The organism is Variovorax sp. OAS795 (genome assembly GCF_040546685.1).
GTDB lineage: Bacteria > Pseudomonadota > Gammaproteobacteria > Burkholderiales > Burkholderiaceae_C > Variovorax.
Genome location: NZ_JBEPOH010000001.1, coordinates 4,618,524 through 4,643,453, shown reverse-complemented (window position 1 = coordinate 4,643,453; position 24,930 = coordinate 4,618,524). Strand labels below are relative to the sequence as shown.

General features: G+C 66.5%; 25 protein-coding genes. 10 read left to right on the top strand and 15 right to left on the bottom strand.

The annotated features are described in order from the left end of the window. Positions 1-46: 46 nt before the first annotated feature. On the top strand, positions 47-919 hold the full coding sequence (locus ABID97_RS22410; RefSeq protein ID WP_354400856.1) for a LysR substrate-binding domain-containing protein: 873 nt from the start codon (positions 47-49) through the stop codon (positions 917-919). A 12-nt stretch (positions 920-931) separates the two neighbouring features. Here the strand turns inward: ABID97_RS22410 and ABID97_RS22405 are convergent, their stop codons facing one another. The 3 genes from ABID97_RS22405 to ABID97_RS22395 all read right to left on the bottom strand — a co-directional run bounded on the left by ABID97_RS22405 (position 932) and on the right by ABID97_RS22395 (position 3,454). Next, positions 932-1,762 carry an urease accessory protein UreD gene (locus tag ABID97_RS22405; RefSeq protein WP_354400854.1) on the bottom strand — a complete coding sequence of 277 codons (831 nt, stop codon included), beginning with the start codon at positions 1,760-1,762 and terminating at the stop codon, positions 932-934. A 127-nt stretch (positions 1,763-1,889) separates the two neighbouring features. Next, positions 1,890-2,411: a nucleoside deaminase gene (locus tag ABID97_RS22400; protein WP_354401842.1), complete on the bottom strand. Its 522-nt coding sequence runs from the start codon at positions 2,409-2,411 to the stop codon at positions 1,890-1,892. Between the two features lie 8 nt (positions 2,412-2,419). Beyond that, on the bottom strand, positions 2,420-3,454 hold the full coding sequence (locus ABID97_RS22395; protein ID WP_354400852.1) for an ABC transporter substrate-binding protein: 1,035 nt from the start codon (positions 3,452-3,454) through the stop codon (positions 2,420-2,422). A 333-nt stretch (positions 3,455-3,787) separates the two neighbouring features. Here ABID97_RS22395 and ABID97_RS22390 point away from each other — a divergent pair, with 333 nt between their 5' ends. After that, the gene (locus ABID97_RS22390) at positions 3,788-4,870 is read left to right on the top strand and encodes an aromatic ring-hydroxylating dioxygenase subunit alpha (RefSeq protein WP_354400850.1); all 1,083 of its coding nucleotides are present in this window, start codon (positions 3,788-3,790) and stop codon (positions 4,868-4,870) included. A 12-nt stretch (positions 4,871-4,882) separates the two neighbouring features. Here the strand turns inward: ABID97_RS22390 and ABID97_RS22385 are convergent, their stop codons facing one another. Next, entirely contained in the window at positions 4,883-6,247 is a 1,365-nt protein-coding gene (locus tag ABID97_RS22385; protein ID WP_354400849.1) for a D-amino acid dehydrogenase, read from the bottom strand. A 66-nt stretch (positions 6,248-6,313) separates the two neighbouring features. On the opposite strand from ABID97_RS22385, the gene ABID97_RS22380 reads away from it, so the two are divergent. The 4 genes from ABID97_RS22380 (at position 6,314) to ABID97_RS22365 (ending at position 8,483) form a co-directional block, all read left to right on the top strand. Further along, positions 6,314-6,781 (top strand): Lrp/AsnC ligand binding domain-containing protein, encoded by a 468-nt coding sequence (locus ABID97_RS22380; protein WP_055803119.1) that lies wholly within the window; start codon positions 6,314-6,316, stop codon positions 6,779-6,781. 56 nt (positions 6,782-6,837) lie between these two features. Continuing rightward, on the top strand, positions 6,838-7,236 hold the full coding sequence (locus ABID97_RS22375; RefSeq protein WP_354400848.1) for an OsmC family protein: 399 nt from the start codon (positions 6,838-6,840) through the stop codon (positions 7,234-7,236). Between the two features lie 82 nt (positions 7,237-7,318). Next, positions 7,319-8,215 carry a lipid A hydroxylase LpxO gene (gene lpxO / locus ABID97_RS22370; protein WP_354400846.1) on the top strand — a complete coding sequence of 299 codons (897 nt, stop codon included), beginning with the start codon at positions 7,319-7,321 and terminating at the stop codon, positions 8,213-8,215. Between the two features lie 43 nt (positions 8,216-8,258). Continuing rightward, positions 8,259-8,483 carry an oxidoreductase-like domain-containing protein gene (locus ABID97_RS22365; protein ID WP_354400845.1) on the top strand — a complete coding sequence of 75 codons (225 nt, stop codon included), beginning with the start codon at positions 8,259-8,261 and terminating at the stop codon, positions 8,481-8,483. A 6-nt stretch (positions 8,484-8,489) separates the two neighbouring features. Here ABID97_RS22365 and ABID97_RS22360 read toward each other — a convergent pair whose 3' ends face one another. From ABID97_RS22360 to ABID97_RS22340, 5 genes are all read right to left on the bottom strand, one after another. Beyond that, positions 8,490-8,966, bottom strand: a complete 477-nt coding sequence (locus tag ABID97_RS22360) for a nucleoside deaminase (protein ID WP_354400844.1) — start codon at positions 8,964-8,966, stop codon at positions 8,490-8,492. Positions 8,967-8,976: 10 nt separating this feature from the next. Next, positions 8,977-9,747 carry an ABC transporter permease gene (locus ABID97_RS22355; protein WP_354400843.1) on the bottom strand — a complete coding sequence of 257 codons (771 nt, stop codon included), beginning with the start codon at positions 9,745-9,747 and terminating at the stop codon, positions 8,977-8,979. Positions 9,748-9,755: 8 nt separating this feature from the next. Next, complete coding sequence (locus tag ABID97_RS22350; protein WP_354400842.1) at positions 9,756-10,616, bottom strand: ABC transporter ATP-binding protein; 861 nt, start codon at positions 10,614-10,616, stop codon at positions 9,756-9,758. After that, entirely contained in the window at positions 10,616-11,650 is a 1,035-nt protein-coding gene (locus tag ABID97_RS22345) for an ABC transporter substrate-binding protein (protein WP_354400841.1), read from the bottom strand. Before ABID97_RS22345 ends, ABID97_RS22350 begins: the two co-directional genes overlap by 1 nt. A 104-nt stretch (positions 11,651-11,754) precedes the next feature. Then, entirely contained in the window at positions 11,755-14,058 is a 2,304-nt protein-coding gene (locus ABID97_RS22340; protein WP_354400840.1) for an NADP-dependent malic enzyme, read from the bottom strand. Positions 14,059-14,273: 215 nt separating this feature from the next. Here ABID97_RS22340 and ABID97_RS22335 point away from each other — a divergent pair, with 215 nt between their 5' ends. Next, complete coding sequence (locus tag ABID97_RS22335; protein ID WP_354400839.1) at positions 14,274-15,614, top strand: NAD(P)/FAD-dependent oxidoreductase; 1,341 nt, start codon at positions 14,274-14,276, stop codon at positions 15,612-15,614. A 9-nt stretch (positions 15,615-15,623) separates the two neighbouring features. On the opposite strand, the gene ABID97_RS22330 is transcribed toward ABID97_RS22335, so the two are convergent. From ABID97_RS22330 to gcl, 3 genes are read right to left on the bottom strand one after another with little or no spacing between them, the layout of a single operon-like run. Beyond that, the gene (locus tag ABID97_RS22330; RefSeq protein ID WP_354400838.1) at positions 15,624-16,532 is read right to left on the bottom strand and encodes a 2-hydroxy-3-oxopropionate reductase; all 909 of its coding nucleotides are present in this window, start codon (positions 16,530-16,532) and stop codon (positions 15,624-15,626) included. A 33-nt stretch (positions 16,533-16,565) separates the two neighbouring features. After that, the gene (gene hyi / locus ABID97_RS22325; protein ID WP_354400837.1) at positions 16,566-17,351 is read right to left on the bottom strand and encodes a hydroxypyruvate isomerase; all 786 of its coding nucleotides are present in this window, start codon (positions 17,349-17,351) and stop codon (positions 16,566-16,568) included. 17 nt (positions 17,352-17,368) lie between these two features. Continuing rightward, positions 17,369-19,162: a glyoxylate carboligase gene (gene gcl / locus ABID97_RS22320; protein ID WP_354400835.1), complete on the bottom strand. Its 1,794-nt coding sequence runs from the start codon at positions 19,160-19,162 to the stop codon at positions 17,369-17,371. A 111-nt stretch (positions 19,163-19,273) separates the two neighbouring features. Here gcl and ABID97_RS22315 point away from each other — a divergent pair, with 111 nt between their 5' ends. The 3 genes from ABID97_RS22315 to ABID97_RS22305 all read left to right on the top strand — a co-directional run bounded on the left by ABID97_RS22315 (position 19,274) and on the right by ABID97_RS22305 (position 21,659). Further along, on the top strand, positions 19,274-20,176 hold the full coding sequence (locus ABID97_RS22315) for a LysR family transcriptional regulator (RefSeq protein ID WP_354400833.1): 903 nt from the start codon (positions 19,274-19,276) through the stop codon (positions 20,174-20,176). A 458-nt stretch (positions 20,177-20,634) separates the two neighbouring features. After that, a complete protein-coding gene (locus ABID97_RS22310) occupies positions 20,635-21,330 on the top strand; it encodes an AzlC family ABC transporter permease (protein WP_354400831.1) in 696 nt (231 codons plus the stop codon). After that, on the top strand, positions 21,330-21,659 hold the full coding sequence (locus ABID97_RS22305; protein ID WP_354401841.1) for an AzlD domain-containing protein: 330 nt from the start codon (positions 21,330-21,332) through the stop codon (positions 21,657-21,659). The genes ABID97_RS22310 and ABID97_RS22305 overlap by 1 nt, the downstream gene beginning before the upstream one ends. Positions 21,660-21,731: 72 nt before the next feature. Here ABID97_RS22305 and ABID97_RS22300 read toward each other — a convergent pair whose 3' ends face one another. From ABID97_RS22300 to ABID97_RS22290, 3 genes are all read right to left on the bottom strand, one after another. Further along, positions 21,732-23,228: a carotenoid oxygenase family protein gene (locus tag ABID97_RS22300; RefSeq protein WP_354400829.1), complete on the bottom strand. Its 1,497-nt coding sequence runs from the start codon at positions 23,226-23,228 to the stop codon at positions 21,732-21,734. A gap of 11 nt (positions 23,229-23,239) precedes the next feature. Then, positions 23,240-23,671: a DUF2141 domain-containing protein gene (locus ABID97_RS22295; RefSeq protein WP_354400827.1), complete on the bottom strand. Its 432-nt coding sequence runs from the start codon at positions 23,669-23,671 to the stop codon at positions 23,240-23,242. 162 nt (positions 23,672-23,833) lie between these two features. Then, positions 23,834-24,916: an AI-2E family transporter gene (locus tag ABID97_RS22290; protein ID WP_354400825.1), complete on the bottom strand. Its 1,083-nt coding sequence runs from the start codon at positions 24,914-24,916 to the stop codon at positions 23,834-23,836. Between the last annotated feature and the right edge of the window lie 14 nt (positions 24,917-24,930).

Here is a 24,930-nt window from a genome sequence, read left to right as displayed (position 1 = left end):
CCCGACAATCCAGCCCGCGCACGAAATACATCAATAAAATTAATGTATGCCCACGCTCGATCTTGAACTGCTGCGCTCCTTTGCGGCGGTAGTCAGCCACCACAGCTTTGCGGCCGCGGCCGTGCACCTGGGGCGCACGCAGTCGGCCATCACGCAGCAGATGCAGCGGCTCGAAGAACAGGCGGGCCATCCGCTGTTTGCGAGGCAGGGGCGGCAAAAGCGGCTGACCGAGCATGGCGAGCGGCTGTTGACCTATGCGCACCATCTGCTCGCGCTCAACGACGAGGCACTGCGCAGCCTGCGCCAGGGCGAACTGGAGGGCAACCTGCGCATCGGCGCGCCGCACGACGTGGCCGAGACCATGCTGCCGCTGCTGCTGACCGAGGTGGCGCGCACGTCGCCGCTGCTGCAGCTGGACATCCACATCGGCCGCAGCCCCTACCTCATGACATCGCTCAAGAGTGGCGAGGTCGACATGATCATCTCGAACCGCGCCGATCCGCAGTTCGACGGCGTGGTGCTGCGCAATTCACCGACCGTGTGGCTATGTGCCGCCAGCTACGTGCACGACCCGGCCAAGCCGGTGCCGCTGATCATGGCCGACGGGCCCAGCATCTTCCGGCGCATCGGGCACGAGGCGCTCGATGCGGCGGGCGTGGCCTGGACGCCGCGCTACACCTCGTCCAGCCTGATCGGCATCAAGGCCGCATTGCGCGCCGGCCTGGGCGTGACGGCGCGCGGCGTGGAACAGCTCGATGCGGGCCTTCGCGTGCTCGGCGCGGGCGACGGCATGCCGCGCCTGCCCGACCTGGCCTACTACCTGTACGTGCGCAGCCACGTCGTGAACCCGGTGACGCGGCAGGTGTTCGAGACGCTGAAGAAGCACCTGCGGCTGCCGCGCACCGACATGCCGGCCTGAACGGCAAAGGGCCTACGTGGCCCAGATGCGCGGAGTGCTCGCGGGCAATTGCCATAGCTCGGCGCGCCACGCCTGCCACACCTGCCGCAGCAGCTGCATCGCGGGCTCCACCACCGGCGTGAGCACGCGCAGCACGACGATCTCGGCATGCGGGCTCGTCGCGCCCGCGCTCTCCTCCAATCCATGCGCCTCGATCGCGCTGCGTGCAAGCGCCAGCAGCGCCTCGCGCCGCGCCTTCGTGGCCGGCGTGCCCGCCACGAAGAACAGCGACGCGATGCAGCGGTGCCCGCCAAAGCCCAGCGGGCTTTGCAGCAGCCGCTGGTCCGCCGCGTCGATGCGCCCGCGCTCGAGCCAGACGCCGGGCACTTCGATGTGCTGCAGGTAGGTGCCGCGCTCGAAGGGCTGGTTGGCGTTGGGCAGGCCCAGCGCCGTCACGTCCCAGCCGATCATCTCGGCGCCGGCTTCGGCCTCGATGGTGAGGCGGTTCTCGGCCCGGCAGCCGCTGTAGCAGATGGCCTCCAGCGGAAGCCACTCGAGCCGCGCGCCCGCGGCAAGCCGGATGCGCGTGCGCTGCAGCGCCAGCTCGCCTTCGGAGCGGTAGAAGCGCGAGGCACCGGGCGTGGTGATCAGCCCGTGGCTGCCGTCCGCCGCCTCGATGTCGATGTCCAGCGTGTCGCCGCCCACCAGCCCGCCCGGCGGATGCACCAGCACGTTGTGGCAGATCGCATCGCCCTCGGGATAGAGGCTTTGCAGGATGCGCAGCGGCCCGTCATGCCGAAAGCGCGCCACGCTGCGGGAGGATTCGTGCCGGTAGTCGAGATGAAGATGGGCGTGCCAGGACATCCAACGAGTCTATTCGCCCCGTTTCTTCGCCAGAAACACCGTGGAACCGGCTTCGCCGGGCCACTGGTGTTGCCCCCGGTAGGGGGTTGGCGTAGCGACACGAAGTGCGCGAAGACTGGGGGCGAGCCTATTTCCATGCACCGTCGTGCGCCGCGCTGGCTTCGTGCAGCAGCGCGGGGCCGATGCATTCGATCGGATGCGGTGAGGCACGGAACACGTCGCGGCACGACAGCTCCGCGTCGCGCTGGTCCTGGCGCTCGCCGCGGAACACGCGCAGCCGCTCGGCGTCGATGCCGTACACCACGCGGCCGATGTTCGACCAGAAGATGGCGCCGGCGCACATCACGCAGGGCTCGCCCGATGCATAGAGGGTGGCGCTGGCGAGCGCCTCGCGCGTGAGCCCGCGCCCCGCGAGCGCGCGCAGGGCATTCACCTCCGCGTGCGCCGTGCAGTCGCCGGTCTCGGTATTGCTGTTGCCGGCTTCGGCCAGCACCTCGCCGTCGGCCGAGACGATCACGGAGCCGAAGGGCCGGTTGCCACGGCGCCGGGCCGCATGCGACCAGACGATGGCCTTGCGCAGGTAGCGCTCGTCGCGTTCGTCGAGCGCAGTTTCTTCGGGATATGCGGTAGGGCTGCCAGTGAAATTCATGTCTTCGATCATGTCTTGATCAGGGTTCGTTCGCTGCGCAATGGCAGCATCGACGTATTGAAGATCGCGTCGGACGCGGGCTTGACCTTGAGGCCGAAAACTTCCACGACCTCGTCGACCTGCAGCTCGAGCGTGAGCTTCTTGATATCGCCCAGGCCGTGGCTGCGCGTGTCCGCCGCGCCCACGTATTGCGCCGTGACGCCCCAGCGCTCCAGCTCCAGCTTCTCGTCGAGGATGGGTTCGCGCTGGCGCATGGCGGCAATGCTGGGCCCGGGGTTGGCAAAGGTCTCGACGATGGCGCGGTTGGTGGCGCGCAGGAAGGCCGCGACCAGCTTCGGATTCTGCGCGATCAGGTTGCTGCTCGCGAGAATGGCGTTGCCATAGAGGTTGACGCCCGCGTCCGCATACTTGAGCACCGAGAGCTCCTCGCTCTTCATGCGCGCGAAAAGCGAAATGGCGGAATCGTGAAAGTAGGTGGCCGCATCCACGTCGCCGCGCACCATCACGTTGTCGCGCGCGCTGAAGTCGGTGGTCTGCCACTGGAACGCGTCGCTGCGCATGCCCTGCTTGCGCGCCACCATGGGCCAGGCGCGGCGGGTCGATTCGACGGCCGCGGCGGCCACCTTCTTGCCCGCGAGGCTCTTGAAGTCGCTCGTCACGCCGCGGTCCTTGCGGCCGATGATCACGAAAGGCGCGCGGTTGTAGTACTGGTACACGGCCTGCACCATCGGCGTGCCGGGATTTTGCGCATTGAACTCGACCAGCGAGCTGATGTCGCCGAGCCCCATCTGGTAGACGCCGCTCGCAATGCGCGTGATCGAGGCCACCGAGCCCGCCCCGGTGTCGATGCTCACGTCCAGGCCTTCGTCCCTGTAGTAGCCCTTGCTGTGCGCAAGAAAGAAAGGTGCGGTCTGGCCGTTGATGCGGAAGTCGAGCGTGAACTTGATCGGGGTCAGCTTGCCGCCGCCCTGGGCGAACACGGCGGGGGCTGCGAGAGGAAGCAGGGCGGCGCCGCTGGCGCCAAGAAAGAATCGACGTTGCATGGGAAGCCTCGGAATCTCCTGGGTCTTGAATCCCCCGCACAAGGCAGGGGGCGCTTCAAGAGCAATTTCCGGGCGGGCGCACAACCATGGTGCGTGCGCTGCTGAACGCTTCTACTCTTGCACGAGGCAATGCACGACACGTGCCAAGCCGCTTGCCGCCGTCCTGCACCCTGACGTTGCGACCGAACGCTTGGGAGATGCCACTCCGCGCCACAATGCGGGCGCGCAATTTGCAAGGCAGAAGGCGCAGAGTAGAAGCGTTCAGCCCCCGCGGCAGGAAATTGCTCTTTCACGTTCGTTCGTACCCACGCGCAACCGAAGGAGTCCCCACGCATGCTCGTCACCCGACAACCCGTCTTTCGCAAGTTCTGGCATGCCGTCATGCCGCTCACCGAGCTGGCCAGCGGCCCCAAGCCCTTCAGGCTGCTGGGCGAAGACATCGTCCTTTTCCTCGACCCCGAGGGCCAGCCGGCCGCCTTGCGCGACCGCTGCTGCCACCGCACCGCGAAGCTGTCGAAGGGTTGGTGTGTCGACGCCGAGGGCCGGGCCTGCGGGCAGGGCGCCATCCAGTGTGGCTATCACGGCTGGACCTACGACCGCAGCGGGCAGGTGATCCGCATTCCGCAGTACGAGGCCGACCGAAAGATATCGCCGGAGTACAAGACCACCGCCTACCGCTGCACTGCGCGCTACGGCTATGCATGGGTGGCGCTGGAAGAACCGATTGCCGACATCCCGGACATTCCGGAGTTCGGCGAACCGGGCTACCGCACCATCTTCCAGTTCTATGAAGAGTGGCAGACCAGCCCGATGCGCGCGCTCGAGAACTCTTTCGACAACTCGCATTTCAGCTTCGTGCACCGCGCCACTTTCGGCGTGGCCGCCAGTCCGAAACCGAGCAGGTACGAGCTGGTGGAGAACGAAGGCGGCTTCTGCGCCGAGACGGTGATCGAGGCGGCCAATCCGGCCAGGTTCCACGCGATCAGCGGCGTGGCGGACCCGATCACCACGCGCCACATGCGCAACGCCTATTTCCTGCCGTTCTCGCGCCGGCTCGACATCGAATACCCGAGCGGCGTGCGCCACATCATCATCAACTGCTTCACGCCCATCGACGACGGCCGCATGCAGCTGTGCCAATGGCTGTTCCGCAACGACACCGAGGCCGACTGCGCGGCGCAGATGCTGATCGACTTCGACGAGGAGATCACGCGCGAGGACAAGGACATCCTCGAATCGACCGACCCCGATGCGTTGGTCGACACGCGCCGGCGGGGTGTTGAATATTCGATGGAATCGGACCGGCCGGGGATGCTGATCCGCAAGCACCTGATGCAGCTATTGTCGAAGCACGGTGAGGCGGAGGTGTACCGCGGCATGACGAGCGCGACCATTCCAATTGCAAAAGCCGCGTGAGCGGCCGCTGTATCAAGCGTGTGCCGTGGCCGGATTGGGGCGCGTTGCCCGCGGCGAACGGGTCTCGTAGCGGTCCATCGCCAGCCCGTCCGTACGGATCTCCGGACGCTGGCCAGTCACGAGGTCGGAGATGAGCTTGCCCGAACCGCAGGCCATGGTCCAGCCGAGCGTGCCGTGGCCGGTGTTGAGGAACAGGTTCGCATAGCGCGTGGCGCCGACGATGGGCGTGCTGTCGGGCGTCATCGGGCGCAGGCCGGTCCAGAAGGTGGCGCGCGGCAGGTCGCCGCCGGGGAACAGGTCGCTCACCACTTTCTCGAGCGTGGCGCGGCGGTGCGGGTTCAGCCGCAGGTCGAAGCCGCCGAGCTCGGCCATGCCGCCCACGCGGATGCGGTTGTCGAAGCGCGTGACGGCCACCTTGTAGGTCTCGTCCAGCACGGTCGATTGCGGCGCCAGCGACTCGTCGAGCAGCGGCACGGTGAGCGAGTAGCCCTTGACGGGGTACACCGGAATGTCGAGTCCCAGCGATGCGACGGCGGCGCGCGAATAGCTTCCGAAGGCCATCACGTAGCGGTCGGCCGTGAGGATCTTGCCGGCGCTGGTGCGCACGCCCGTGATGCGGTCGCCCGCCATTTCGAGCCCCTCGACCGCCTGGCCGAAGCGGAAGTCCACGCCCATGCCGCGTGCGATGTCCGCCAGGCCGCGGGTGAACAGGTGGCAGTCGCCGGTTTCGTCGTTGGGCAGGCGCAGGCCGCCCGTGAGCCGGTCGCGTGCGCCGGCCAGCGCGGGTTCGACACGCGCCAGCGCATCGCGGTCGAGCAGCTCGTAGGGCACGCCGCATTCCTCGAGCACCGCGATGTCGCGCTGCACCGCATCGAGCTGCGCCTGGGTGCGGAACAGCTGCAGCGTGCCGCCGGTGCGGTGTTCGTAGTCGAGGCCGGTGTCCGCACGCAACTGCTGCAGGCAGCCGCGGCTGTATTCGGCCACGCGCATCATGCGTTCCTTGTTGACCGCGTAGCGCTCGGGCGAGCAGTTGCGCAGCATCGCCGCCATCCAGCGCAGCTGGAACAGCGTGCCGTCCGGCCGGATGGACAGTGGGGCGTGCTTCTGGAACATCCACTTGAGGGCCTTCAGCGGGATGCCGGGCGCGGCCCATGGCGTCGAGTAGCCCGGCGACACCTGCCCGGCATTGCCGAAGCTGGTTTCTTCCGCGGGGCCGGACTGCCGGTCGAGCAGCGTCACGTCGGCGCCGGAGCGCGCGAGGTAGTAGGCCGTCGTGGTGCCGATCACGCCGCCGCCAAGAACGATGACTTTCATGGGTATTTCCGCGAATGAAGGTGAATAGATGGACTCTAAAGTGCACAATGCGGTGGATTTCATCGTTGTTTATCGTTTTGCAGTGAAATCCGCTGAAAGAAATCGGATTCATGCCCCCTCTGAAGTGAAATGCCCGAACTCGACCGCATCGACCGCAAGATCCTCGACCTGCTGCAGCGCCAGGGGCGCATTTCCATGACCGAGCTGGCGGAGCGCATCGGCCTCTCGGCATCGCCATGCGCCGAGCGGGTGAAGCGCATGGAGCGCGAGGGCGTCATCAGCGGCTACCACGCGCATGTGTCGCCCGAGGCGCTGGGCAAGACGCTGCTGGTGTTCGTCGAGATCAAGCTGTCGGCCAAGTCGGGCGACGTGTTCGACAAGGTCCGCAAGGAGCTGCTGCACATGCCCGAGGTGCTCGAATGCCACCTGGTGTCGGGCAGCTTCGACTACCTCGTGAAGGCGCGGCTCAGCGGCATGAGCGAGTACCGGCACCTCCTGGGCGACATCCTCAAGAAGCTGCCCGTGGCGGCGGAGTCGCACAGCTACGTGGTGATGGAGGAGATCAAGGAAACGCTGATGCTCGCGGTGGACCGCTGAGCGGGGCTGCCGCGGGCTACGATGGCGCGGCATCCACACCCCACAAGGACATCGGCATGAGCATCACGGTCCGGCGCGACGGCACCACGGGTACGCGTCACATCCTCAAGATCCGCAACCACGAAATCGCCATCGACGCCTCGCCGGCGGGCGGCGGCAGCGATGCGGGGCCCGAGCCCCACGACCTCTACGACGCCTCGCTGGCCGCCTGCAAAGCGCTCACCGTGCTGATCTACGCACGGCGCAAGGGCATGCCGGTGGAAGACATCGAGGTGGTGGTCGACCGCGACGACAGCGAGGAGCGCAAGGGCGTCTACCGCCTGAAGTCGAGCCTGCGCGTGACGGGCGAGCTCACCGAGGCCCAGCGCGACGAGCTGCTGCGCGTGGCGGGCAAGTGCCCGGTGCACCGGCTCATGGCCGAGGTCAAGACCGAAATCGAGACCGGCTGGGCCTGAAACCCCTGGTCAGGTCCGATGCGGGGCGACGATTTACACTACCCGGTTCCCCCCGGGCGCCCTCTACAGGACACTTTCAACAATGAAGTGGGTCATTCTTGCGATCTTCGCGCTCAGCGCGCTCTACGTTCATTTCCGCGGCCAGGTGCGGCATCGCTTCTTCAGGCAGCTGTCTGATCACTCGACCTTCCTGGCGCCGCTGAACGCCTTCATGTACATCTTCTCGAAGGTGCCGAGCACGCCGTACCTGTCGCCCGCGCAGTTTCCGGAGATGCGCGTGCTCGAGGAAAACTGGCAGGTCATCCGCGAAGAGGCGCTCGCCATGCGCAACGGGGGCAGCATCAAGGCCTCGAGCCAATTCAACGACGTGGGCTTCAACTCCTTCTTCAAGAGCGGCTGGAAGCGCTTCTACCTCAAGTGGTACGACGAGGCGCATCCCTCGGCGGCCATCCTGTGCCCCCGCACCACCGAGCTGCTCAAGGGCATCGGCACCATCAAGGCCGCCATGTTCGCCGAGCTTCCGCCGGGCAGCCGCCTGGTGCGCCACCGCGACCCGTTCGCCGGCTCGCTGCGCTACCACCTGGGGCTGTGGACGCCCGGCGTGGAGGGCTGCTACATCGACGTGGATGGCCAGCGCTACCACTGGCGCGACGGCGAGGCCGTGGTGTTCGACGAAACCTACATCCACTACGCCGAGAACACGACCGACCACGACCGCGTGATCCTGTTCTGCGACATCGAGCGCCCGCTGAAATACCGCTGGGCCAGTGCGGTGAACCGCTGGTTCGCCAAGAACCTGCTCGCGGCAGCCGCTTCGCCCAACGATGCGGGCGACAAGACGGGCGGCATCAACCGCGCGTTCAAGTACATCTACCAGATCCGCGTCATCGGCAAGCGGCTCAAGGCCTGGGACAAGCGGGCGTACTACCTCGTGAAGTGGTCGATCTTCGGCGGCCTGGCGCTCTGGATCTTCTGGTAGGGCGCAAGCGCGCCGCACGGTGCACGGCCGCCGCTGACCGCCCATGTCCTTCGCAGCCAAAGACCTGTCCGTCCCCGTCGACCTTGCCAGCGCCCAGGCACTGATCGAGGCGGTGCAGGCCGAAGCCGCGGCGCAGCGGCTCGCCCTGCGCGCGCCGCCCGCCGCGCCCACCACCTGCTGCGGGCGCGGCTGCAACGGCTGCGTGTGGGAAGGCTGGCTCGCGGCCATCGCGTACTGGCGCGACGAGGCCTCGCTGCTGCTGGGCTAGTGCGACCTAACGCGCTTCCCAGAAGCCGCGGTGCGTGGCGATCATTTCTTCCGCCACCTCGGCTACCGGCCCGATCACCTCGATCTTCTTCTGCCCGCGCGCGAAGACTTCGCGGCAGGGCAGGCTCAGCGTGGGGTTTTCGGGATGGTCGCCCGTGAGCGCGAGCAACGCGCTTTCCTCGGCGCCGTAGACGACGCGGCCGATGTGGGCCCAGTAGCTGGTGCCCGCGCACATCGCACACGGCTCGAAGGTGGTGACCAGCGTGCACTGCCACAGGTAGTCGGCCGGCCAGTTCTGCGCGGCATGGCGCGCCAGCGTGGCTTCGGCGTGGTTCACGGTGTCGATGTTGCCCTGCTCGGCGAGGATCGTTTCGCCGTCAGGGGCGACGAGCACGGCGCCGAAGGGATGGCGGCCCATCCCCATGGCGCGGCGGGCCACGTCGTCGGCGCGGCGCAGCGCGCGGATGATCTGGTCGCGTGTCATCTGCAGTGCCTCATTGGTTTTGCGATCCGCGGTGCGCCCAGCCGGTGGTGTGCTTCTCGATCACGCTGAAGAGTTCGTACATCAGCATGGCCATGGCGCCGACCACCATCAGGCCCGCGAAGGCCAGGCCCATCTGCATGGCCGAGCCGGCGGAGATCAGCAGGTAGCCGATGCCTTCGTTGGCGGCGGTCATCTCGCTGACCGTGGTGCCGACGAAGGCCAGCGTGATCGCCACCTTGAGCGAACCGAAGAAGTAGGGCATGGAGCGCGGCAGGCCGATCTTCATGAGCACGTCCCAGCGCTTGGCGCCGAGCACGCGCAGCACGTCTTCCAGTTCGGGCTCCAGCGTGGCGAGTCCGGTGGCGATGTTCACCATGATCGGGAAGAAGCTGATCAGGAAGGCCGTGAGGATCGCCGGCCCGACGCCGATGCCGAACCACACGACCAGGATCGGCACGAAGGCCGCCTTGGGCAGTGCATTGAACGCCGTCATGAGCGGATAGATCGCCGCATACGCGATGCGCGAGCTGCCGATCACGAAGCCCATCAGCACGCCGACGACGATCGCCAGGCCGAAGCCCGCCATCGTGACCCAGAAGGTGCGCCACGCGTGGCCCGCGATGATTTCCTTGAATTCCCAGAACTGGGTCCAGATGCGCAGCGGGCTCGGAAAGATGAAGTCCGAGACGCCGAAGCCTGCGCAGATCACCTGCCACAGCAGGATGACCGCCACGAGCAGCAGCCAGGGCGACCAGCGTTCGAGTTGCTTGGTGTTCTTCATGGCGCGGCTCAGTGGGACGCGGCAGCGGCCGCGGTTTGCGCCGCGCTGATGCCCGTGTTGCGGATGGCGCCGATGTGCCCGCGCAGCTCCAGCACGATGTCGGTGAACTCCTTGGTGTAGGTGAGCTCCAGCTCGCGCGGACGCGGCAGCTCGATCTCGCGCTTGACCACGAAGCGGCCGGGGCTCTTGCTCATCACGTACACCGTGTCGGCCAGGAACACCGATTCGCGCAGGTCGTGCGTCACCAGGATGACGTTGAACTGCTGCTCGGTCCAGAGGTCGCGCAGGATGCACCAGAGCTCCTCGCGCGTGAAGGCATCGAGTGCGCCGAAGGGCTCATCGAGCAGCAGCATCTTGGGCTCGTGGATGAGCGCGCGGCAGATGCTCGCGCGCTGCTGCATGCCGCCGGAGAGCTGCCACGGAAACTTGTCCTCGTAGCCCGCAAGGCCCACCTTCTGCAGCAGCTTGCGCGCACGCTCGACGTATTCCTTGCGCCTGGCCTTGAAGCTGGAGCGGTAGGGCTCGACGATCTCGAGCGGCAGCAGCACGTTGTCCACCGTGGTGCGCCAGGGCAGCAGCGAGGGCGCCTGGAACGCCATGCCCGAGATCTTGAGCGGTCCGGTCACGGGCTGGCCGTCGATGCGGATCTTGCCCATCGACGGCATCTTCAGGCCCGTGGTGAGCTTCATGAAGGTCGACTTGCCGCAGCCCGACGGCCCGACGATGGCGATGAACTCGCCGCGCTTCACCTTCAGGTCGATGGCCTCGACCGCGAAGTGGTTGGCGCGCAGCAGCTCCTCGTTGTAGGCGAGCCAGACGTCCTGGAAATCGACGAAGGAAGCAGCGGCCGCGCTCGGTGCCTCCGCCATCACTTGCGCAGCACGCCGTTGAGCTCGGCCGCGGGCGGCAGCAGCGCGGCCGTCCATACGGCGTCGGGGCTCACGCGCGTCTTGGTGTTGAAGGCGTCCGACACCTGCGAGGCCATCAGCGACATGCGGCCCGCGTTGGCCGCGCCAAAGCCTTCGCTGCGCGCGTCGGCGCTGTTGATCACGGTGTCGATGGCCAGCTGCAGGCGGCGGGTTTCGAGCTTGCTGTCGATGATGCCGTCGCGCGCCTTCACCGATTCGATGGCGACCGCGGGATTGGCGATGACTTCCCTCGCGCCCTTGGCAAAGGCGGAGAGGAATTTCTTCACCGCCTCGGGGTTCTCCTTGATGAGCTTGGGCGACGCGATGATCACGTTGCCGTAGAGCTTCACGCCATAGTCGGGGTAGGGCAGCACGACGATGTCCGCCGCCTTGGCGCCGCGCGCCTCCAGGTTCAGCAGCGAGGTGAAGGTGAAGCCGGTGATGGCGTCGATGTCGCCGCGGATCAGCATGGTTTCGCGCAACGTCGGGTCCATGGCGGTCCAGTTGACGGCGCCGATGTTGTTGGCCTTGGCGAAGATCGGGAATGCGCGGCGGCCGGCGTCGAATACCGGCGCACCCATCTTCTTGCCGGCCAGGTCGGCCGGCTTGGCGATGCCGCTCTTCTTGAGCGCCATGACCGAGGCCGGCGTGTTGTTGTAGACCATCATCACCGCCACCGGCTTGTTCGGGCTGTCGGGGTTGTTGGCGTGGAATTCCATCAGCGCGGCCAGGTCGGCAAAGCCCATTTCATAGGCGCCCGATGCCACGCGCGTGACCGTGCCGCCCGAGCCGTTGCCCGCGTCGATGGTCACGTCCAGCCCCGCGGCCTTGAAGTAGCCCTTGGCGGCCGGGTGCAGGAACAGCGCGGCCGGACCTTCGAAACGCCAGTCGAGCTGGAACTTGATCGGCGTCGTGGTCTGGGCCAAGGCCGGAGAAAGGCCGAAGCTGAGGGCCGAGGCGGCGAGGAAGGACTGGAGCAGTTGGCGCTTGTTCATGCGGGATCCGTGGAAGGTGAATGCTTCTGCATTCAAGCAAAAACGGTGCCCGCACGCGATTGGTGCGAACCCCCGGGTTGCACCCGGGGGTTTGCGGCGAGCGCCTACTTCAGCGCCGTGGTCGCGTTGGCCACCGCCAGTGCCGTCATGTTGACCACGCGCCGCACGGTCGACGAAGGCGTGAGCACGTGCGCCGAGCCCGCGGCGCCCAGCAGGATGGGGCCGACCGTGATGCCGTTGGCACCCGTCATCTTCAGCACGTTGTAGAGGATGTGGGCCGAATCGAGATTGGGGCACACGAGCAGGTTGGCCTCGCCGGTGAGCGTGCTGTCGGGCAGGGCGGTGCGCCGCACTTCTTCCGACAGGGCCGCATCGCCGTGCATCTCGCCGTCGCATTCGATGTCGGGCGCCAGCTGCGCGAACAGGTCGCGCGCGAGCCGCATCTTGCGGGCCGAGCCGCGGCTCGAGGTGCCGTAGTTCGAGTGCGAGAGAAACGCCACCTTCGGCGGCAGCCCGAAGCGGCGCACCTCTTCGGCCGCCATCAGCGCAATGCTCGCGAGCAGTTCGGCGCTCGGGTCTTCGTTCACGTTGGTGTCGGTGATGAACACCGTGCGCTTCTCGAGCGTGAGCGCATTCAGCGTCGCAAAGCCCGGCGCACCGCGCTTCAGGCCGATGAGGTTGCGGATGTGTTCCAGGTGCACGTCGAAGCGCCCGACCAGGCCGCAGATCATGGCGTCGGCATCGCCCAGGTGCATCATCAGCGCGGCAATGGTGGTGTTGGAGCGGCGCACCATGGTCTTGGCGGCCTCCGGCGTCACGCCGCGGCGGCCCATGAGCTGGTGGAAGCTCTCCCAGTAGGTGCGAAAGCGCGGATCGTCCTCGGGGTTGACGATCTCGAAGTCGGTGCCCGCGCGGATGTGCAGGCCGGCCTTCTGGATGCGCGCCTCGATCACCGCGGGGCGTCCCACCAGGATGGGCTGGGCCAGGCCTTCGTCGATGGCCCATTGGGCGGCGCGCAGCACGCGCTCGTCCTCGCCCTCGGCGTAGGCCACGCGCTTGGAGGCCGCGATCTTGGCGGCGCTGAACACCGGCCGCATGAACATGCCGGTCTGGTAGACGAAGCGCGTCAGGTGCTGGCGATAGGCATCCAGGTCTTCGATCGGGCGCGTGGCCACGCCCGAAGCCGCGGCCGCCTTGGCCACGGCCGGCGCGATGCGCAGGATGAGCCGCGAGTCGAAGGGCTTGGGAATGATGTAGTCGGGGCCGAACGACAGCTCCTGCCCGGCATAGGCCGTGGCGACTTCCTCGCTGATGTCGGCCTTGGTGAGCTCGGCGATCTCGCGCACGCAGGCCAGCTTCATTTCTTCCGTGATCTTGCTCGCGCCGCAATCGAGCGCGCCGCGGAAGATGTACGGGAAGCACAGCACGTTGTTGACCTGGTTCGGGTAGTCCGACCGGCCTGTGGCGATGATGCAGTCGGGCCGCACGGCCTTGGCGAGCTCGGGGCGGATCTCGGGCTCCGGGTTGGCCAGCGCCAGGATGATCGGCTGACCGGCCATGGTCTTGACCATGTCGGCGCTCATCACGCCGGGCGCGGAGCAGCCCAGGAACACATCGGCGTCCTTGACCACGTCGGCCAGGGTGCGGGCGCCGGTGTCTTTCTGGGCGTAGCGCGATTTCGATTCGTCGAACCCGCCCGCGCGGCCCATGTAGATCAGGCCCTTGGAGTCGCAGGCATGGATGTTGGCGGGCTTGGCGCCCAGGCCCACCATCACGTCCAGGCAGGCGATGGCGGCCGCGCCGGCGCCCGAGACGGCGATCTTCACGTCTTCGATCTTCTTGCCCACCAGTTCGAGGCCGTTGATCAGCGCAGCGGCCGAGATGATGGCGGTGCCGTGCTGGTCGTCGTGGAACACCGGGATGTTCATGCGCTCGCGCAGCTTCTTCTCGATGTAGAAGCACTCGGGCGCCTTGATGTCCTCGAGGTTGACGCCGCCCAGCGTGGGCTCCAGCGCCGCGATGATGTCGACCAGCTTGTCGGGGTCGTTTTCGGCCAGTTCGATGTCGAACACGTCGATCCCGGCGAATTTCTTGAACAGGCAGCCCTTGCCTTCCATCACCGGCTTGGCGGCCAGCGGGCCGATGTTGCCCAGGCCCAGCACCGCCGTGCCGTTGGTGACCACGCCCACGAGGTTGCCGCGCGCGGTGAATTCGGCCGCCATCGACGGATCGGCCGCGATGTCCAGGCACGGGTAGGCCACCCCCGGCGAATACGCCAGCGACAGGTCGCGCTGGTTCAGGAGCGGCTTGGTCGGGGTGATCGAGATCTTGCCCCGGACGGGGGATCGGTGGTATTCGCGCGCTGCTTCGCGAAGAGCTTCTTCTGCGGGTGACAGGGGTGCAGCCATGAAAAGTCTCCTTGTTTCTGACGGGCAATGAGGCTACCGCAAAAGCATGGCCTTCCGCCTCAGGGAGAGCGAGCCGTGATGCAACAAGCCGCAAGCGCCGGGCGCCCGACTCGCTAAACTCCGCGCTGCTGCCGGGGTTGCCTGGCCGGCATCCCCGTGCATCGGCCCACCGGCCGGCCAACGTCAACAATGAAGAACGACCCAGGATGGAGCGCATGACGCCAGGACCTTTCACCAGCACAGAGCCCGACGTCGTGGTCATCGGCGGCGGGCCCGCGGGCTCCACCGTGGCGGCGCTGCTGGCCGACAAGGGGCACGACGTGGTGCTGATCGAGAAGGCGCAGCACCCGCGCTTCCATATCGGCGAATCGCTGTTGCCCATGAACATGCCGCTGTTCGACCGGCTCGGCGTCCGCACCGAGGTCGAGGCGATCGGCATCAAGAAGCACGGCGCCGAGTTTGTCTCGCCGTGGCACGACCACACCAGCCACTTCGACTTCGGCGAGGCGATGGACAAGAGCTTTCCGTATGCCGTGCACGTGCGCCGCTCGGAGTTCGACGAGCTGCTGTTCCGCCACGCCGCCAAGCGCGGGGTGCGCACCTTCGAAGGCCAGCGGGTCACCGGCGTCGACATGGACGCCGGCAAGGGCACGCCCGGCAACCGGCCGCTGGTGAAGGTCAAGGCCGACGACGGCGCCGAGATCCAGTGGCGCCCGCGCTTCGTGATCGATGCCAGCGGACGCGACACGCTGCTGTCGAACCAGTTCGATGCCAAGCAGCGCAACCGCAAGCATGCGAGCGCGGCGCTCTATGGCCACTTTGCCAATGCCGAGCGCCGGCCGGGCCGCTTCGAGGGCAACATCTCGCTGTTCTGGTTCGACCACGGCTGGTTCTGGTACATCCCGCTCAAGGACGGCACCGTGAGCGTCGGCGCCGTGGCCTCGCCCGCGTACTTCAAGCGCCGCCAGGGTGCGTCGCTGGAAGATTTCCTCATGCAGACCATTGCGCTCGCGCCCAAGCTGGCCGCGCGCCTGAAGAACGCCACGCTGATGGAAGGCGCCACCACCACCGGAAACTACGCCTACGACTCCAAGTTCTGCCGCGGCGACCGCTTCATGATGGTGGGCGACGCCTATGCCTTCGTCGACCCGATGTTCTCGTCGGGCGTATACCTGGCGATGAACAGCGGCTTCGAGGCTGCCGCCGCCGCTGATCTATGGCTCAAGGGCGAGGCGAAGGAAGCCGAGCGCGCCTTCCGGCACTATGAAAAGGTCATGAAGCACGGGCCGAAGATGTTCTCGTGGTTCATCTACCGCATCACCTCGCCCGCCATCCGCCGCCTCTTCATGGCGCCGCGCAACATCTGGCGCATGCAGGAGGCGCTCTTGTCCATCCTGGCGGGCGACCTGTTCCGCGACACGCCCATCGGCCCGCGCTTCTGGGGCTTCAAGGTGACCTACTACGCCTCGTGCATCGGCATCCTGCCGCAGGCCATCAAGACCTGGGCATGGCGCCGGCGCAACCTCAAGGAATCTCTCGAGGCCGCGAAGACCTGAGCCGGAGGTTCAGTCCGGGGTCACCGTGTGCTGCGCCAGCGCCTCGAGCGCGCGCACCAGGGCCGAGTGGTCCTGCTGACCGTGGCCGAGCGCCGCGCAGGCATTCATCAACTGGGCCGCGCCGGCCGTCTGGGGCAGCGCCACGCCCAGCGCACGGGCGCTCTGCAGCGCGAGGTTCAGGTCCTTCTGGTGCAGCGAGATACGGAAGCCCGGCGCGAAGGTGCGCTTGATCATGCGTTCGCCGTGCACCTCGAGGATGCGCGAGCTGGCAAAGCCGCCCATCAGCGCCTGGCGCACCTTGGCCGGATCGGCGCCCGCCTTGGACGCGAACAGCAGCGCCTCGCCCACGGCCGCGATGTTCAGCGCCACAATGATCTGGTTGGCCACCTTGCAGACCTGGCCGTCGCCCACGTTGCCCACCAGCGTGACGTTCTTGCCCATCTTCTCGAGCAGCGGGCGCACCTGGCCGAAAGTGCCTTCGTCGCCGCCGCACATGATCGTGAGGCTCGCGGCCTTGGCGCCCACTTCGCCGCCCGACACCGGCGCATCGATGTAGCCGCAGCCCAGCGCGAGGATGCGCTTGGCAAAGGCCTTGGTGGCAATCGGATCGATGGAGCTGCAGTCGACCACGATCTTGCCGCATGAGTCCTTCAGGCCTTCTGCCACGCCCTGCGTGCCCGGCTCGCCGAACAGCACCTTCTCCACGTCGGGCGTGTCGGGCACCATGATGAAGATCACGTCGGCCAGGCGCGCCACCTCGGCGGCCGAGGCGCAGATGGTCGCCTTCGAGATGAAGGGCTCGGGCGTGTTGCCCTGGGTGTTCACGAACAGCTGGTGGCCCGCGTCGAGCAGATGGCCCGCCATGGGCGCGCCCATGATGCCGAGGCCGATGAATCCGATTTTTTGCGATTGCGACATGTCTTCAGTTTCCTTGGGTGCTGTTGTCTGGGTTCACTTCTGCGGGGCCAGGGCCTGGCGCCATCCGAGTCCGTCGACCGTGTCGGTGCGCGGCTTGTATTCGCAGCCGATCCAGCCCTCGTAGCCGATCGAATCGATGTGCCTGAAGAGCCAGGGGTAGTTGATCTCGCCCGTGCCCGGCTCGCCGCGCCCGGGGTTGTCGGCCAGCTGGATGTGGCCGATGCGCGCAAGGTGCTTGGACAGCGTGTTGCCCAGCTCGCCTTCCATGCGCTGCGCGTGATAGATGTCGTACTGCACGCGCAGGTTCGACGATCCCACCTCCTCGATCAGGGCGAGTGCCTGGTCGGTGCGCGTCAGGAAGAAGCCCGGGATGTCGAAGGTGTTGATGGGCTCGATCAAGAGCCGCAGGCCGGCCGCTTCGAGTTCGCCGGCGGCCAGCCGCAGGTTCTCGACCACGGTCTTGTGGGCGGCCTCGGTGCTCACGCCCGCCGGCAGCTTGCCGACCAGGCAATTGAGCTGCGGGCAGCCCAGCGCGGTGGCGTAGTCGATGGCCATCGCGATGCCTTCGCGGAACTCGCCGGTGCGGTCCGGATGGCAGGCGATGCCGCGCTCGCCCTTGTCCCAGTCGCCGGCCGGCAGGTTGTGCAGCACCTGCTGCAGGCCGTTGGCGCGCAGCGCGGCCGCGAGTTCCTTCTTCTCGAAGGGGTAGGGAAACAGATATTCCACCGCCTCGAAACCCGCCTTGGCGGCGGCCTCGAAGCGTTGCATGAACGGCAGCTCGGTGAAGAGCATCGTGAGATTGGCTGCGAACTTGGGCATGGTGCGTGTCTCCGTGCTCAGTCCAGCATCTCGGCCGCAACGGCGGTGGGCGCATCGGCCGGGTGCTCGGCCAGGGGCTCGAACTCGGTGATGTTGTCGATCTCGGTGCCCATGGCGATGTTGGTCACGCGCTCCAGCATCACCTCGATGACCACCGGCACGCTGAACTCGGCCATCAGCGCCTCGGCGCGCTGGATCGCCGGTGCGATCTCTTCCTGCTTGTTCACGCGGATCGCCTTGCAGCCCAGGCCTTCGACCACCTTGAGATGGTCCACGCCGTAGCTGCTCTCGATGCCCGCATCGGGCCCCGCGTTGATGTTGTCGAACGCGAGCTGCACGCAGTAGTCCATCTCGAAGCCGCGCTGCGCCTGGCGGATCAACCCGAGGTAGGAGTTGTTGACCACGATGTGGATGTACGGCAGCTTGAACTGCGCGCCCACGGCCAGCTCCTCGATCATGAACTGGAAGTCGTAGTCGCCCGAAAGCGCGACGATCTTGCGCGACGGGTCGGCGGCCCGCACGCCCAGCGCGGCCGGAATGGTCCAGCCCAGCGGGCCGGCCTGGCCGCAGTTGATCCAGTGGCGCGGGTTGTACACGTGGAGGAACTGCGCGGCCGCGATCTGCGAGAGCCCGATGGTGCTCACGTAGCAGGTGTCGTTGCTGAAGTTGTTGTTCATGCACTGGTACACGCGCTGCGGCTTCATCGGCACGCTGTCGAAGTTGGTCTTGCGCAGCATGGTCTTCTTGCGCTCGATACAGTCCCTGGCCCATGGGCGGCGGTCGGGCAGCTTGCCGGCGGCCTTCATCTCCTCGGCCACCGCCACGAACTGCTCCAGCGCAGCCTTGGCGTCCGACACGATGCCGAAGTCCGGCGTGAACACGCGGCCGATCTGCGTGGGCTCGATGTCCACGTGAACGAAAGTGCGGCCCTTGGTGTACACATCGATCGAGCCGGTGTGCCGGTTGGCCCAGCGGTTGCCGATGCCCAGCACGAAGTCGCTCGCCAGCATGGTCGCGTTGCCGTAGCGGTGGCTGGTCTGCAGGCCGCACATGCCGGCCATCAGCGGATGGTCGTCGGGAATCGCGCCCCAGCCCATCAGCGTGGGAATCACCGGGACGCCGGTGGCCTCGGCAAAGCGCACCAGCAGGTCGCTCGCATCGGCGTTGATCACGCCGCCACCGGCCACGATCAGCGGACGCTCGGCCGCATTGAGCATGCCGATGGCCTTCTCGATCTGCGCCCGCGTGGCGGCCGGCTTGTAGGGCGTGAGCGGTTCGTAGCTGTCGATGTCGAATTCGATCTCGGCCATCTGCACGTCGAACGGCAAGTCGATCAGCACCGGGCCCGGGCGGCCCGAGCGCATCAGGTGGAAGGCCTGCTGGAACACCTGCGGCACCTGGCCGGGTTCGCGCACCGTGACCGACCACTTGGTGACCGGCTTGGAGATCGACTCGATGTCGACCGCCTGGAAATCTTCCTTGTAGAGCCGGGCGCGCGGCGCCTGGCCCGTGATGCAGAGGATCGGAATCGAATCGGCCCAGGCCGAATACAGGCCCGTGATCATGTCGGTGCCCGCGGGCCCCGAGGTGCCGATGCACACGCCGATGTTGCCGGCCACGGCACGCGTGTAGCCCTCCGCCATGTGCGAGGCGCCCTCGACGTGGCGCGCGAGAATGTGGCCGATGCTGCCGCGCTGGCGCAGCGCGGAATACATCGGGTTGATGGCCGCACCGGGCACGCCGAAGGCCTGCGTCACGCCTTCTTTTTCCATCACCAGCACGGCGGCCTGGACTGCTTTCATTTTTGCCATGGGACTGTCTCCTTGAGTTGGGCCCACTTTAGGAAGCGAAGGCCATTCGAAGAAGACGGCTGGGGACCATAAAACCTATTCCGTCTTGGAATAACTGGCTACCATCCGGCCATGGACCGACTCTTGGCAATGGAAATGTTCGTGCGCGTGGTCGAGACCGGCAGCTTCTCGAAAGCGGCGCTCGAGTTCCACACCACCCAGCCCACCGTGACCAAGCAGGTCGCGGCCACCGAGGCGCGGCTGAAGGTGCGGCTCCTCAACCGGAACACGCGCGGCGTGAGCCTCACCGAACCGGGCGCGCTCTACTACGAGAAATGCAAGAACATCGTGCGCGAGGCCGAGGAGGCCGAGAGCATCGTGCAGCTGCGCCAGAACCAGGCACAAGGGCTCTTGCGCGTCGGCACCTCCGTGGCCTTCGGCCGCCGGGTGGTGGTGCCGCTGGCACTCGAGTACATGCGCCGGCATCCGCAGGTGCAGCTCGACCTGAGCTTCGAGGACCGCTATGTCGATCTCATCGCGCAGGGCATCGACGTCGCCATCCGCATGGGCAAGCTGGCCGATTCGTCACTGGGCGCGCGCTATCTCGGCACCAACCCCTGGGCCATGGTCGCCGCGCCGGGGTACCTGAAGAAGCACGGCACGCCCAAGCGGGCGCAGGACTTGAGCGCACACGTGGCCCTCATCTACAGCAGCGTGGTGGGCGACGAGTTCTGGCGCATGCACACGCCCAAGGGCGATGCGGTGACGGTGCCCGTCTCGGGCCGCTTCCGCTCCAACAACCTGTCCGCCGTGCTGGCCGCCGCGCGCGACGGCTTGGGCATTGCGCTCATGCCGCGCTACGTTGCGAGCGAATCGCTCGCGGCGGGCAAGGTGGTCGAGGTGCTGGGCGACCACGCATTGCCCGAGCAGGAGATCCACGCCGTCTTTCCCTCGCCCAAGCTGGTGCCGGGCAAGGTGTCGGGCTTCGTGGCGTTCCTGCAGGGGCGGTTTGCCGAGGGGTGGTGGGGGCGATAGATCCGCACCTGCAAAGCGACTCGAGCCATTTGGGATCTTGTTGCCGAATTGTGATTTGGACGTGCCGCCTTGCGTGTGCCTCGCATGCCTGTTTCTTCTGTGCGAAATTGCAGGAATTCGCCAGCGATAAACAATCGACGTTTACGGCCGCGTTGGCTTCCACTGCAAACTAGCAGTCGACTCACTGCCTCATGTCGGCAGATCGCTACTCGCCGTCACCTCTTCGCTCAACCATTTCGCTCGTCTCGGTAGCGAGATTGATCTCAATGAAACCGTTTCTGATCCTCGTCGTGAGCACATTCCTGTTTGCTTGTTCCGACAAAAAAGATGAAGCAAATGCAGAACCTCAGAAAAACTCAACCGACATGTATAAGACGCCTTCCAAGCCGAATAGAGCGGCAGACAAAGGATTCTGAGACTAGGCTTAAGAATGGCGCAATACGGAATTCTCGGCGTCCATGAGGCGCCAGATCTGGGCTGAAGTTTTCCAACGGACTTTGCCGGTGGGCATGGGATACCTCCCAACAGGTTTTGCATTTGGCGTGCTGGCTGTACAAGCGGGTCTTTCGCCGCTGCTCGCAGTGGCGATGAGCATGTTCGTGTTTGCAGGTGCCCTGCAATTTGCGGCAATCGCCATGCTGACTTCTCCCGTGGGGTTGGGTGCACTGGTCTTGACGACCTTGCTCGTCAATCTTCGGCATGTGCTCTACGCAGTTCCGTTGATTGATCATCTGCCGCTGCGGCGCCTCAGCAGGGCCTATGTGGTTGCCGCATTAACGGACGAAAACTATTCCGTACTGACCACGCTGCCAGCTTCCGAACGCCCACGGCTTGCAACACGCATCAGCCTGTGCAATCACGCCTACTGGATTTTGGGAACGGGTCTCGGCGTGGTGCTCGGCGGTCAGGCGGGTGGCTGGATTCCGAATCTCGACTTGGCGCTTCCGGCGCTTTTCACCATCCTGGCAATCGAACAGTACCTTGCACGCCGACGTTGGATGCCCGTCCTCATAGGCTTGGTCAGCGTCCTCCTGGCGATCACGTGGTTTCCCGGCTATGAGTTGATCTGCGCACTAGCCCTTGGCTTGGTGGTTCTGTTGGCATGTGCGGTTGCCGCGCCACCGGTGTCGAGCAACGAAGAGGTCGAGAATTGATGCAATCGGTTGATCCTTGGCTATCTCTGGCCGCAATGAGCGGAATCACCATCCTTCTGCGGGCGGTTCCGCTGCTCATGAGCAAGTCTTTGCTGCGGGCGCCATGGATGCTGCGCCTGAATCAGGAATTGCCGCTTTGCGTCATGGTGATCCTGGTTTCAACCACCTTGACAGGGTCGCGAGGAGGTGGCCCGTTGTGGTCACAGATGGCGTTGCAAGTTCTGGCTTTGGGCTGCGTCGCATTGAGCTATCTGCGCTGGCGCAACGCGCTGGGGAGCGTTGTGCTCGGCGTGGCGGTGCTTGCCGTGCTGACGCGCTACATCCGTTGAATGAGCGAAACCACGGGTTTGCTGGCCCGTGAATCGTGGCTTGTTCGAGGCAACCGATCTTTCGCGCAATGCTCAAGCCGGCACGAACGCGCCGTGCAGCCCCAGCGGCAGCGCATAAGGCAGCGTCGCTTGCGCCACCGGTCCCGCCGCCAGCCGATCGGCCGCGAAGCACGACAGCAGCGTCTTCTGCCGGCCGAAGTCGAACGCCGTGCCCAGCACCCAGCCGGGCCCGGCGCCGTCCGGCACGAAGACATGCTCTTCCACCATGGCCTGTGCGCCGTAGCTGAAGCGTTCGCTGCCGCCGTTTTCGACATCGGTTCGCGCGATGGCGCCGAAGCCGGGCACATCGGGGCGGGTCTGCGTGGCGTGCAACACATGGCGGTGGCGCAGGCCGACGCGGCGCGGGTCGATGCGCGGAAACTCGGCTTCGGGCGCGAGCGCTTGCTGCGTGGCCTTGCCCGCGGCCAGGTCCAGCGTGGCAACGGTGAGGCGCGGATCGGGGCTCTTCACGCGGCGTGCCCGCATCACTTCGCGGCTGGTCGTGAAGACCGAGCTTGCGTTGTCCGACCGCACGTAGTCGATGTGGATGAGCGTGCCGCGCGGCGTGTCTTCTTCCCACGCGTTGCCGACGTGGAACAGGAAGCCGGCCGGCAGCGTGAGCACCTGGCGGCGCTCCCAGTTCTCTTTGTCGACCACCAGCGCGCGCATGCCGAGTTCCGGCCGCCACACGTGGGCGTCGAGAAAGCTCGCGCCGGCCTCCTTGCGCTTGCCGTCGTAGACCAGCGGCGGCATCAGGAAGACCAGGTGCCGATCCGTCACCGCGAAGTCGTGGACCATCGGCATGTCGGCAACCGGAACCACCGCCGCGCGCCGCAGGGTGCCGCCTGGCGAAATCTCGTACAGCGCCAGCAGCCCCTGGCCGGCGCTCACGCCGAAGTTCCACACGGTGCCGTCCGGATCGATCTTGGGATGCGCCGAGAACGGCATGCCCGCGAGGTCGGCGCGCCAGGTCTTCACGCCCAGCGTGGCCAGCGTATGCGCGTCGACGCGCGTGGCCGAGCCGCCTTCCCACAGCGCCAGCACTTCGCCCTGCATCGGCAGCACGCTGGTGTTGGCGACGTTCAGGCTGTCGGCCGAGGCGGGCGGCTCGACACCTGGCGGCATGGTGCCGAAGGCTTCGAAGAGGCGGCGGCCCGCCCGCACCTCGGCCTCGCGCTTGGGCGTGGCGACATAGCGGCCCTGGTGCCGCACGTCGGCCCCGTCAATCACGAAGCGGTGCACCATGCCATCGCCGTCGAACCAGTGGTGGTAGCGCTCGCCGCCCAGGTCGTGGCCCGCCGGGCCGATGCGAAACAGCGTGCCGGCCACGGCATCGGGAAAGCGCCCGCGCACCGTGGCGCGGGTCAGCGGCAGGTCGCCTCGCGGCGTGGCGAAGCCGGTCTTCCAGGGCGCGCCCGAGGCTTCGAACCGGGCTTGCCAGTCGTCGGTGGCGGCCGCGCGGGCCAGCGGTGCCAGGAGGGGGAGGGCGCCGGCCGTCGCCAGCAGGCGCAGGAGTTCGCGTCGTTCCATGGCGATGCTCCTCAGCGCAGGTGGATGAGGGTCTGCAGGTCGGCGTCGACGCTGATCGCCGCGGCATCGAAGGCCGGCGCGCCCCGGTTGCCCTTCGCATCGTTCGAGAAGCCGTAGCGCTCGGTCGGCATGCCCATGAGGTTGGCGTCGAGCTTGCCGTTGCCGTTCTCATCGGCGAACGCGCGAAGTGCATAGCGCCCCGGCGCCAGTCCCGTGAACACGAGCCGGGCCTTGCCGCCCTGCATCGGCGCGGTCTGCGAAGCCACGGCCTTGCCGTCGGCGTAGCTGGCGGCGTCGTTGTACAGCGCCACATAGAGCGTGGCTTCGGTGGCCGGGCCGTCGGCGACGGAAAGGCTCAGGTCGGCCGCCAGTGCGGCCAGCGGCGAAAGCAGCGCGGCGGCACACAGGGCGCGTGCACCGTTACGGGAGAGAAGGAAGTTCATCGAAAGGGCCTCATCGCAGTGATTGAAGCCTCGACGATCCCGCAGGCGACATGTGCCCGCCAGTGCCTTGCGATGAAACCCAGGAATGCCTGCGCGAAGTGCACGCGGAAGGCGCGGCGCGCATTCGACTGGCGCCCCGGGCAGCCCTGCCCGGGCCTTGTGTCAGTTGTTCTTCTTGTCGTCCCCGGGCTCGGCTTCCAGCTGGCCCGACTCGATGAACAGGCTCCACGCTGCCATGAACAGCGCCGCGATCACGGGCCCGATCACGAAGCCGTTGATGCCGAAGATCGCCATGCCGCCGATGGTCGACATCAGCACGATGTAGTCGGGCATCTGCGTGTCCTTGCCCACCAGCACGGGGCGCAGGATGTTGTCGACCAGCCCGATCACGAACACGCCGACGAAGATCAGGATGCCGCCCTGCCAGAAATGGCCCGTGGCGAGGTAGTAGATGGCCACCGGCCCCCAGATGAGCGCCGCGCCCACCGCAGGCAGCAGCGAGAGAAAGGCCATGAGCACGGCCCACAGCAGCGCGCCCTGCACGCCGAGCAGCCAGAACGCGATGCCGCCGATGGCGCCCTGCGCGATGGCCACCGCCACGTTGCCCTTCACGGTGGCGCGGATCACGGTGGTGAACTTGTTCAGCAGGTAGTGGGTGTGCGGCTTGGCCAGCGGCACCGCCTCGCGCATCATCTTCGACAGCGAAGACCCGTCGCGCACGAGGAAATACAGCAGGTACAGCATCACGAAGAAGCTGATCACGAAGTCGAAGGTGTTCTGGCCGATGGTGAGCGCCTGCCCCGCGATGAGCTGGCTGCCCTGCGCGGCGCCTGCGGAGATGCGGGCCTGCCAGGCTTCCATGTCGCCGAGGTTGAAGCGGTCGAACAGGCTCAGCACCCATTGCGGCAGTGCATTGAGGATCTGCTGGAAATAGGACGCGAAATTGATCTGCCCCGACCGGATGTTCTGTGTGACCTGCACGATTTCCTGCACCAGCGACACGCCGACCATGGCCAGCGGAAGAATCACGATGAACAGGCAGATCGTCAGGGTGGAAAGCGCCGCGATGTTGTGCCGGCCGGGCATCTTGCGCAGCAGCCCCTTGTAGAGCGGGGTGAACAGGATCGCAAGCGCCACCCCCCACAGCACCGCGCCGAAGAACGGCATCAGCACCCACAGGAAGGCGACCGTGACGATGGCGAGCAGGGCGAGGAACACGCCGCGCTGGAGTTGGGGTGAATTCATAGGTGATCCGGACT

Excerpts from the sequence above, each read along its gene's own strand:
- ABID97_RS22410 (WP_354400856.1), top strand. The coding sequence starts at position 47 with ATGCCCACGCTCGATCTTGAACTGCTGCGCTCCTTTGCGGCGGTAGTC.
- ABID97_RS22405 (WP_354400854.1), bottom strand. The coding sequence starts at position 1,762 with ATGTCCTGGCACGCCCATCTTCATCTCGACTACCGGCACGAATCCTCC.
- ABID97_RS22400 (WP_354401842.1), bottom strand. The coding sequence starts at position 2,411 with ATGAATTTCACTGGCAGCCCTACCGCATATCCCGAAGAAACTGCGCTC.
- ABID97_RS22395 (WP_354400852.1), bottom strand. The coding sequence starts at position 3,454 with ATGCAACGTCGATTCTTTCTTGGCGCCAGCGGCGCCGCCCTGCTTCCT.
- ABID97_RS22390 (WP_354400850.1), top strand. The coding sequence starts at position 3,788 with ATGCTCGTCACCCGACAACCCGTCTTTCGCAAGTTCTGGCATGCCGTC.
- ABID97_RS22385 (WP_354400849.1), bottom strand. The coding sequence starts at position 6,247 with ATGAAATCCACCGCATTGTGCACTTTAGAGTCCATCTATTCACCTTCA.
- ABID97_RS22380 (WP_055803119.1), top strand. The coding sequence starts at position 6,314 with ATGCCCGAACTCGACCGCATCGACCGCAAGATCCTCGACCTGCTGCAG.
- ABID97_RS22375 (WP_354400848.1), top strand. The coding sequence starts at position 6,838 with ATGAGCATCACGGTCCGGCGCGACGGCACCACGGGTACGCGTCACATC.
- lpxO (WP_354400846.1), top strand. The coding sequence starts at position 7,319 with ATGAAGTGGGTCATTCTTGCGATCTTCGCGCTCAGCGCGCTCTACGTT.
- ABID97_RS22365 (WP_354400845.1), top strand. The coding sequence starts at position 8,259 with ATGTCCTTCGCAGCCAAAGACCTGTCCGTCCCCGTCGACCTTGCCAGC.
- ABID97_RS22360 (WP_354400844.1), bottom strand. The coding sequence starts at position 8,966 with ATGACACGCGACCAGATCATCCGCGCGCTGCGCCGCGCCGACGACGTG.
- ABID97_RS22355 (WP_354400843.1), bottom strand. The coding sequence starts at position 9,747 with ATGAAGAACACCAAGCAACTCGAACGCTGGTCGCCCTGGCTGCTGCTC.
- ABID97_RS22350 (WP_354400842.1), bottom strand. The coding sequence starts at position 10,616 with ATGGCGGAGGCACCGAGCGCGGCCGCTGCTTCCTTCGTCGATTTCCAG.
- ABID97_RS22345 (WP_354400841.1), bottom strand. The coding sequence starts at position 11,650 with ATGAACAAGCGCCAACTGCTCCAGTCCTTCCTCGCCGCCTCGGCCCTC.
- ABID97_RS22340 (WP_354400840.1), bottom strand. The coding sequence starts at position 14,058 with ATGGCTGCACCCCTGTCACCCGCAGAAGAAGCTCTTCGCGAAGCAGCG.
- ABID97_RS22335 (WP_354400839.1), top strand. The coding sequence starts at position 14,274 with ATGACGCCAGGACCTTTCACCAGCACAGAGCCCGACGTCGTGGTCATC.
- ABID97_RS22330 (WP_354400838.1), bottom strand. The coding sequence starts at position 16,532 with ATGTCGCAATCGCAAAAAATCGGATTCATCGGCCTCGGCATCATGGGC.
- hyi (WP_354400837.1), bottom strand. The coding sequence starts at position 17,351 with ATGCCCAAGTTCGCAGCCAATCTCACGATGCTCTTCACCGAGCTGCCG.
- gcl (WP_354400835.1), bottom strand. The coding sequence starts at position 19,162 with ATGGCAAAAATGAAAGCAGTCCAGGCCGCCGTGCTGGTGATGGAAAAA.
- ABID97_RS22315 (WP_354400833.1), top strand. The coding sequence starts at position 19,274 with ATGGACCGACTCTTGGCAATGGAAATGTTCGTGCGCGTGGTCGAGACC.
- ABID97_RS22310 (WP_354400831.1), top strand. The coding sequence starts at position 20,635 with ATGAGGCGCCAGATCTGGGCTGAAGTTTTCCAACGGACTTTGCCGGTG.
- ABID97_RS22305 (WP_354401841.1), top strand. The coding sequence starts at position 21,330 with ATGCAATCGGTTGATCCTTGGCTATCTCTGGCCGCAATGAGCGGAATC.
- ABID97_RS22300 (WP_354400829.1), bottom strand. The coding sequence starts at position 23,228 with ATGGAACGACGCGAACTCCTGCGCCTGCTGGCGACGGCCGGCGCCCTC.
- ABID97_RS22295 (WP_354400827.1), bottom strand. The coding sequence starts at position 23,671 with ATGAACTTCCTTCTCTCCCGTAACGGTGCACGCGCCCTGTGTGCCGCC.
- ABID97_RS22290 (WP_354400825.1), bottom strand. The coding sequence starts at position 24,916 with ATGAATTCACCCCAACTCCAGCGCGGCGTGTTCCTCGCCCTGCTCGCC.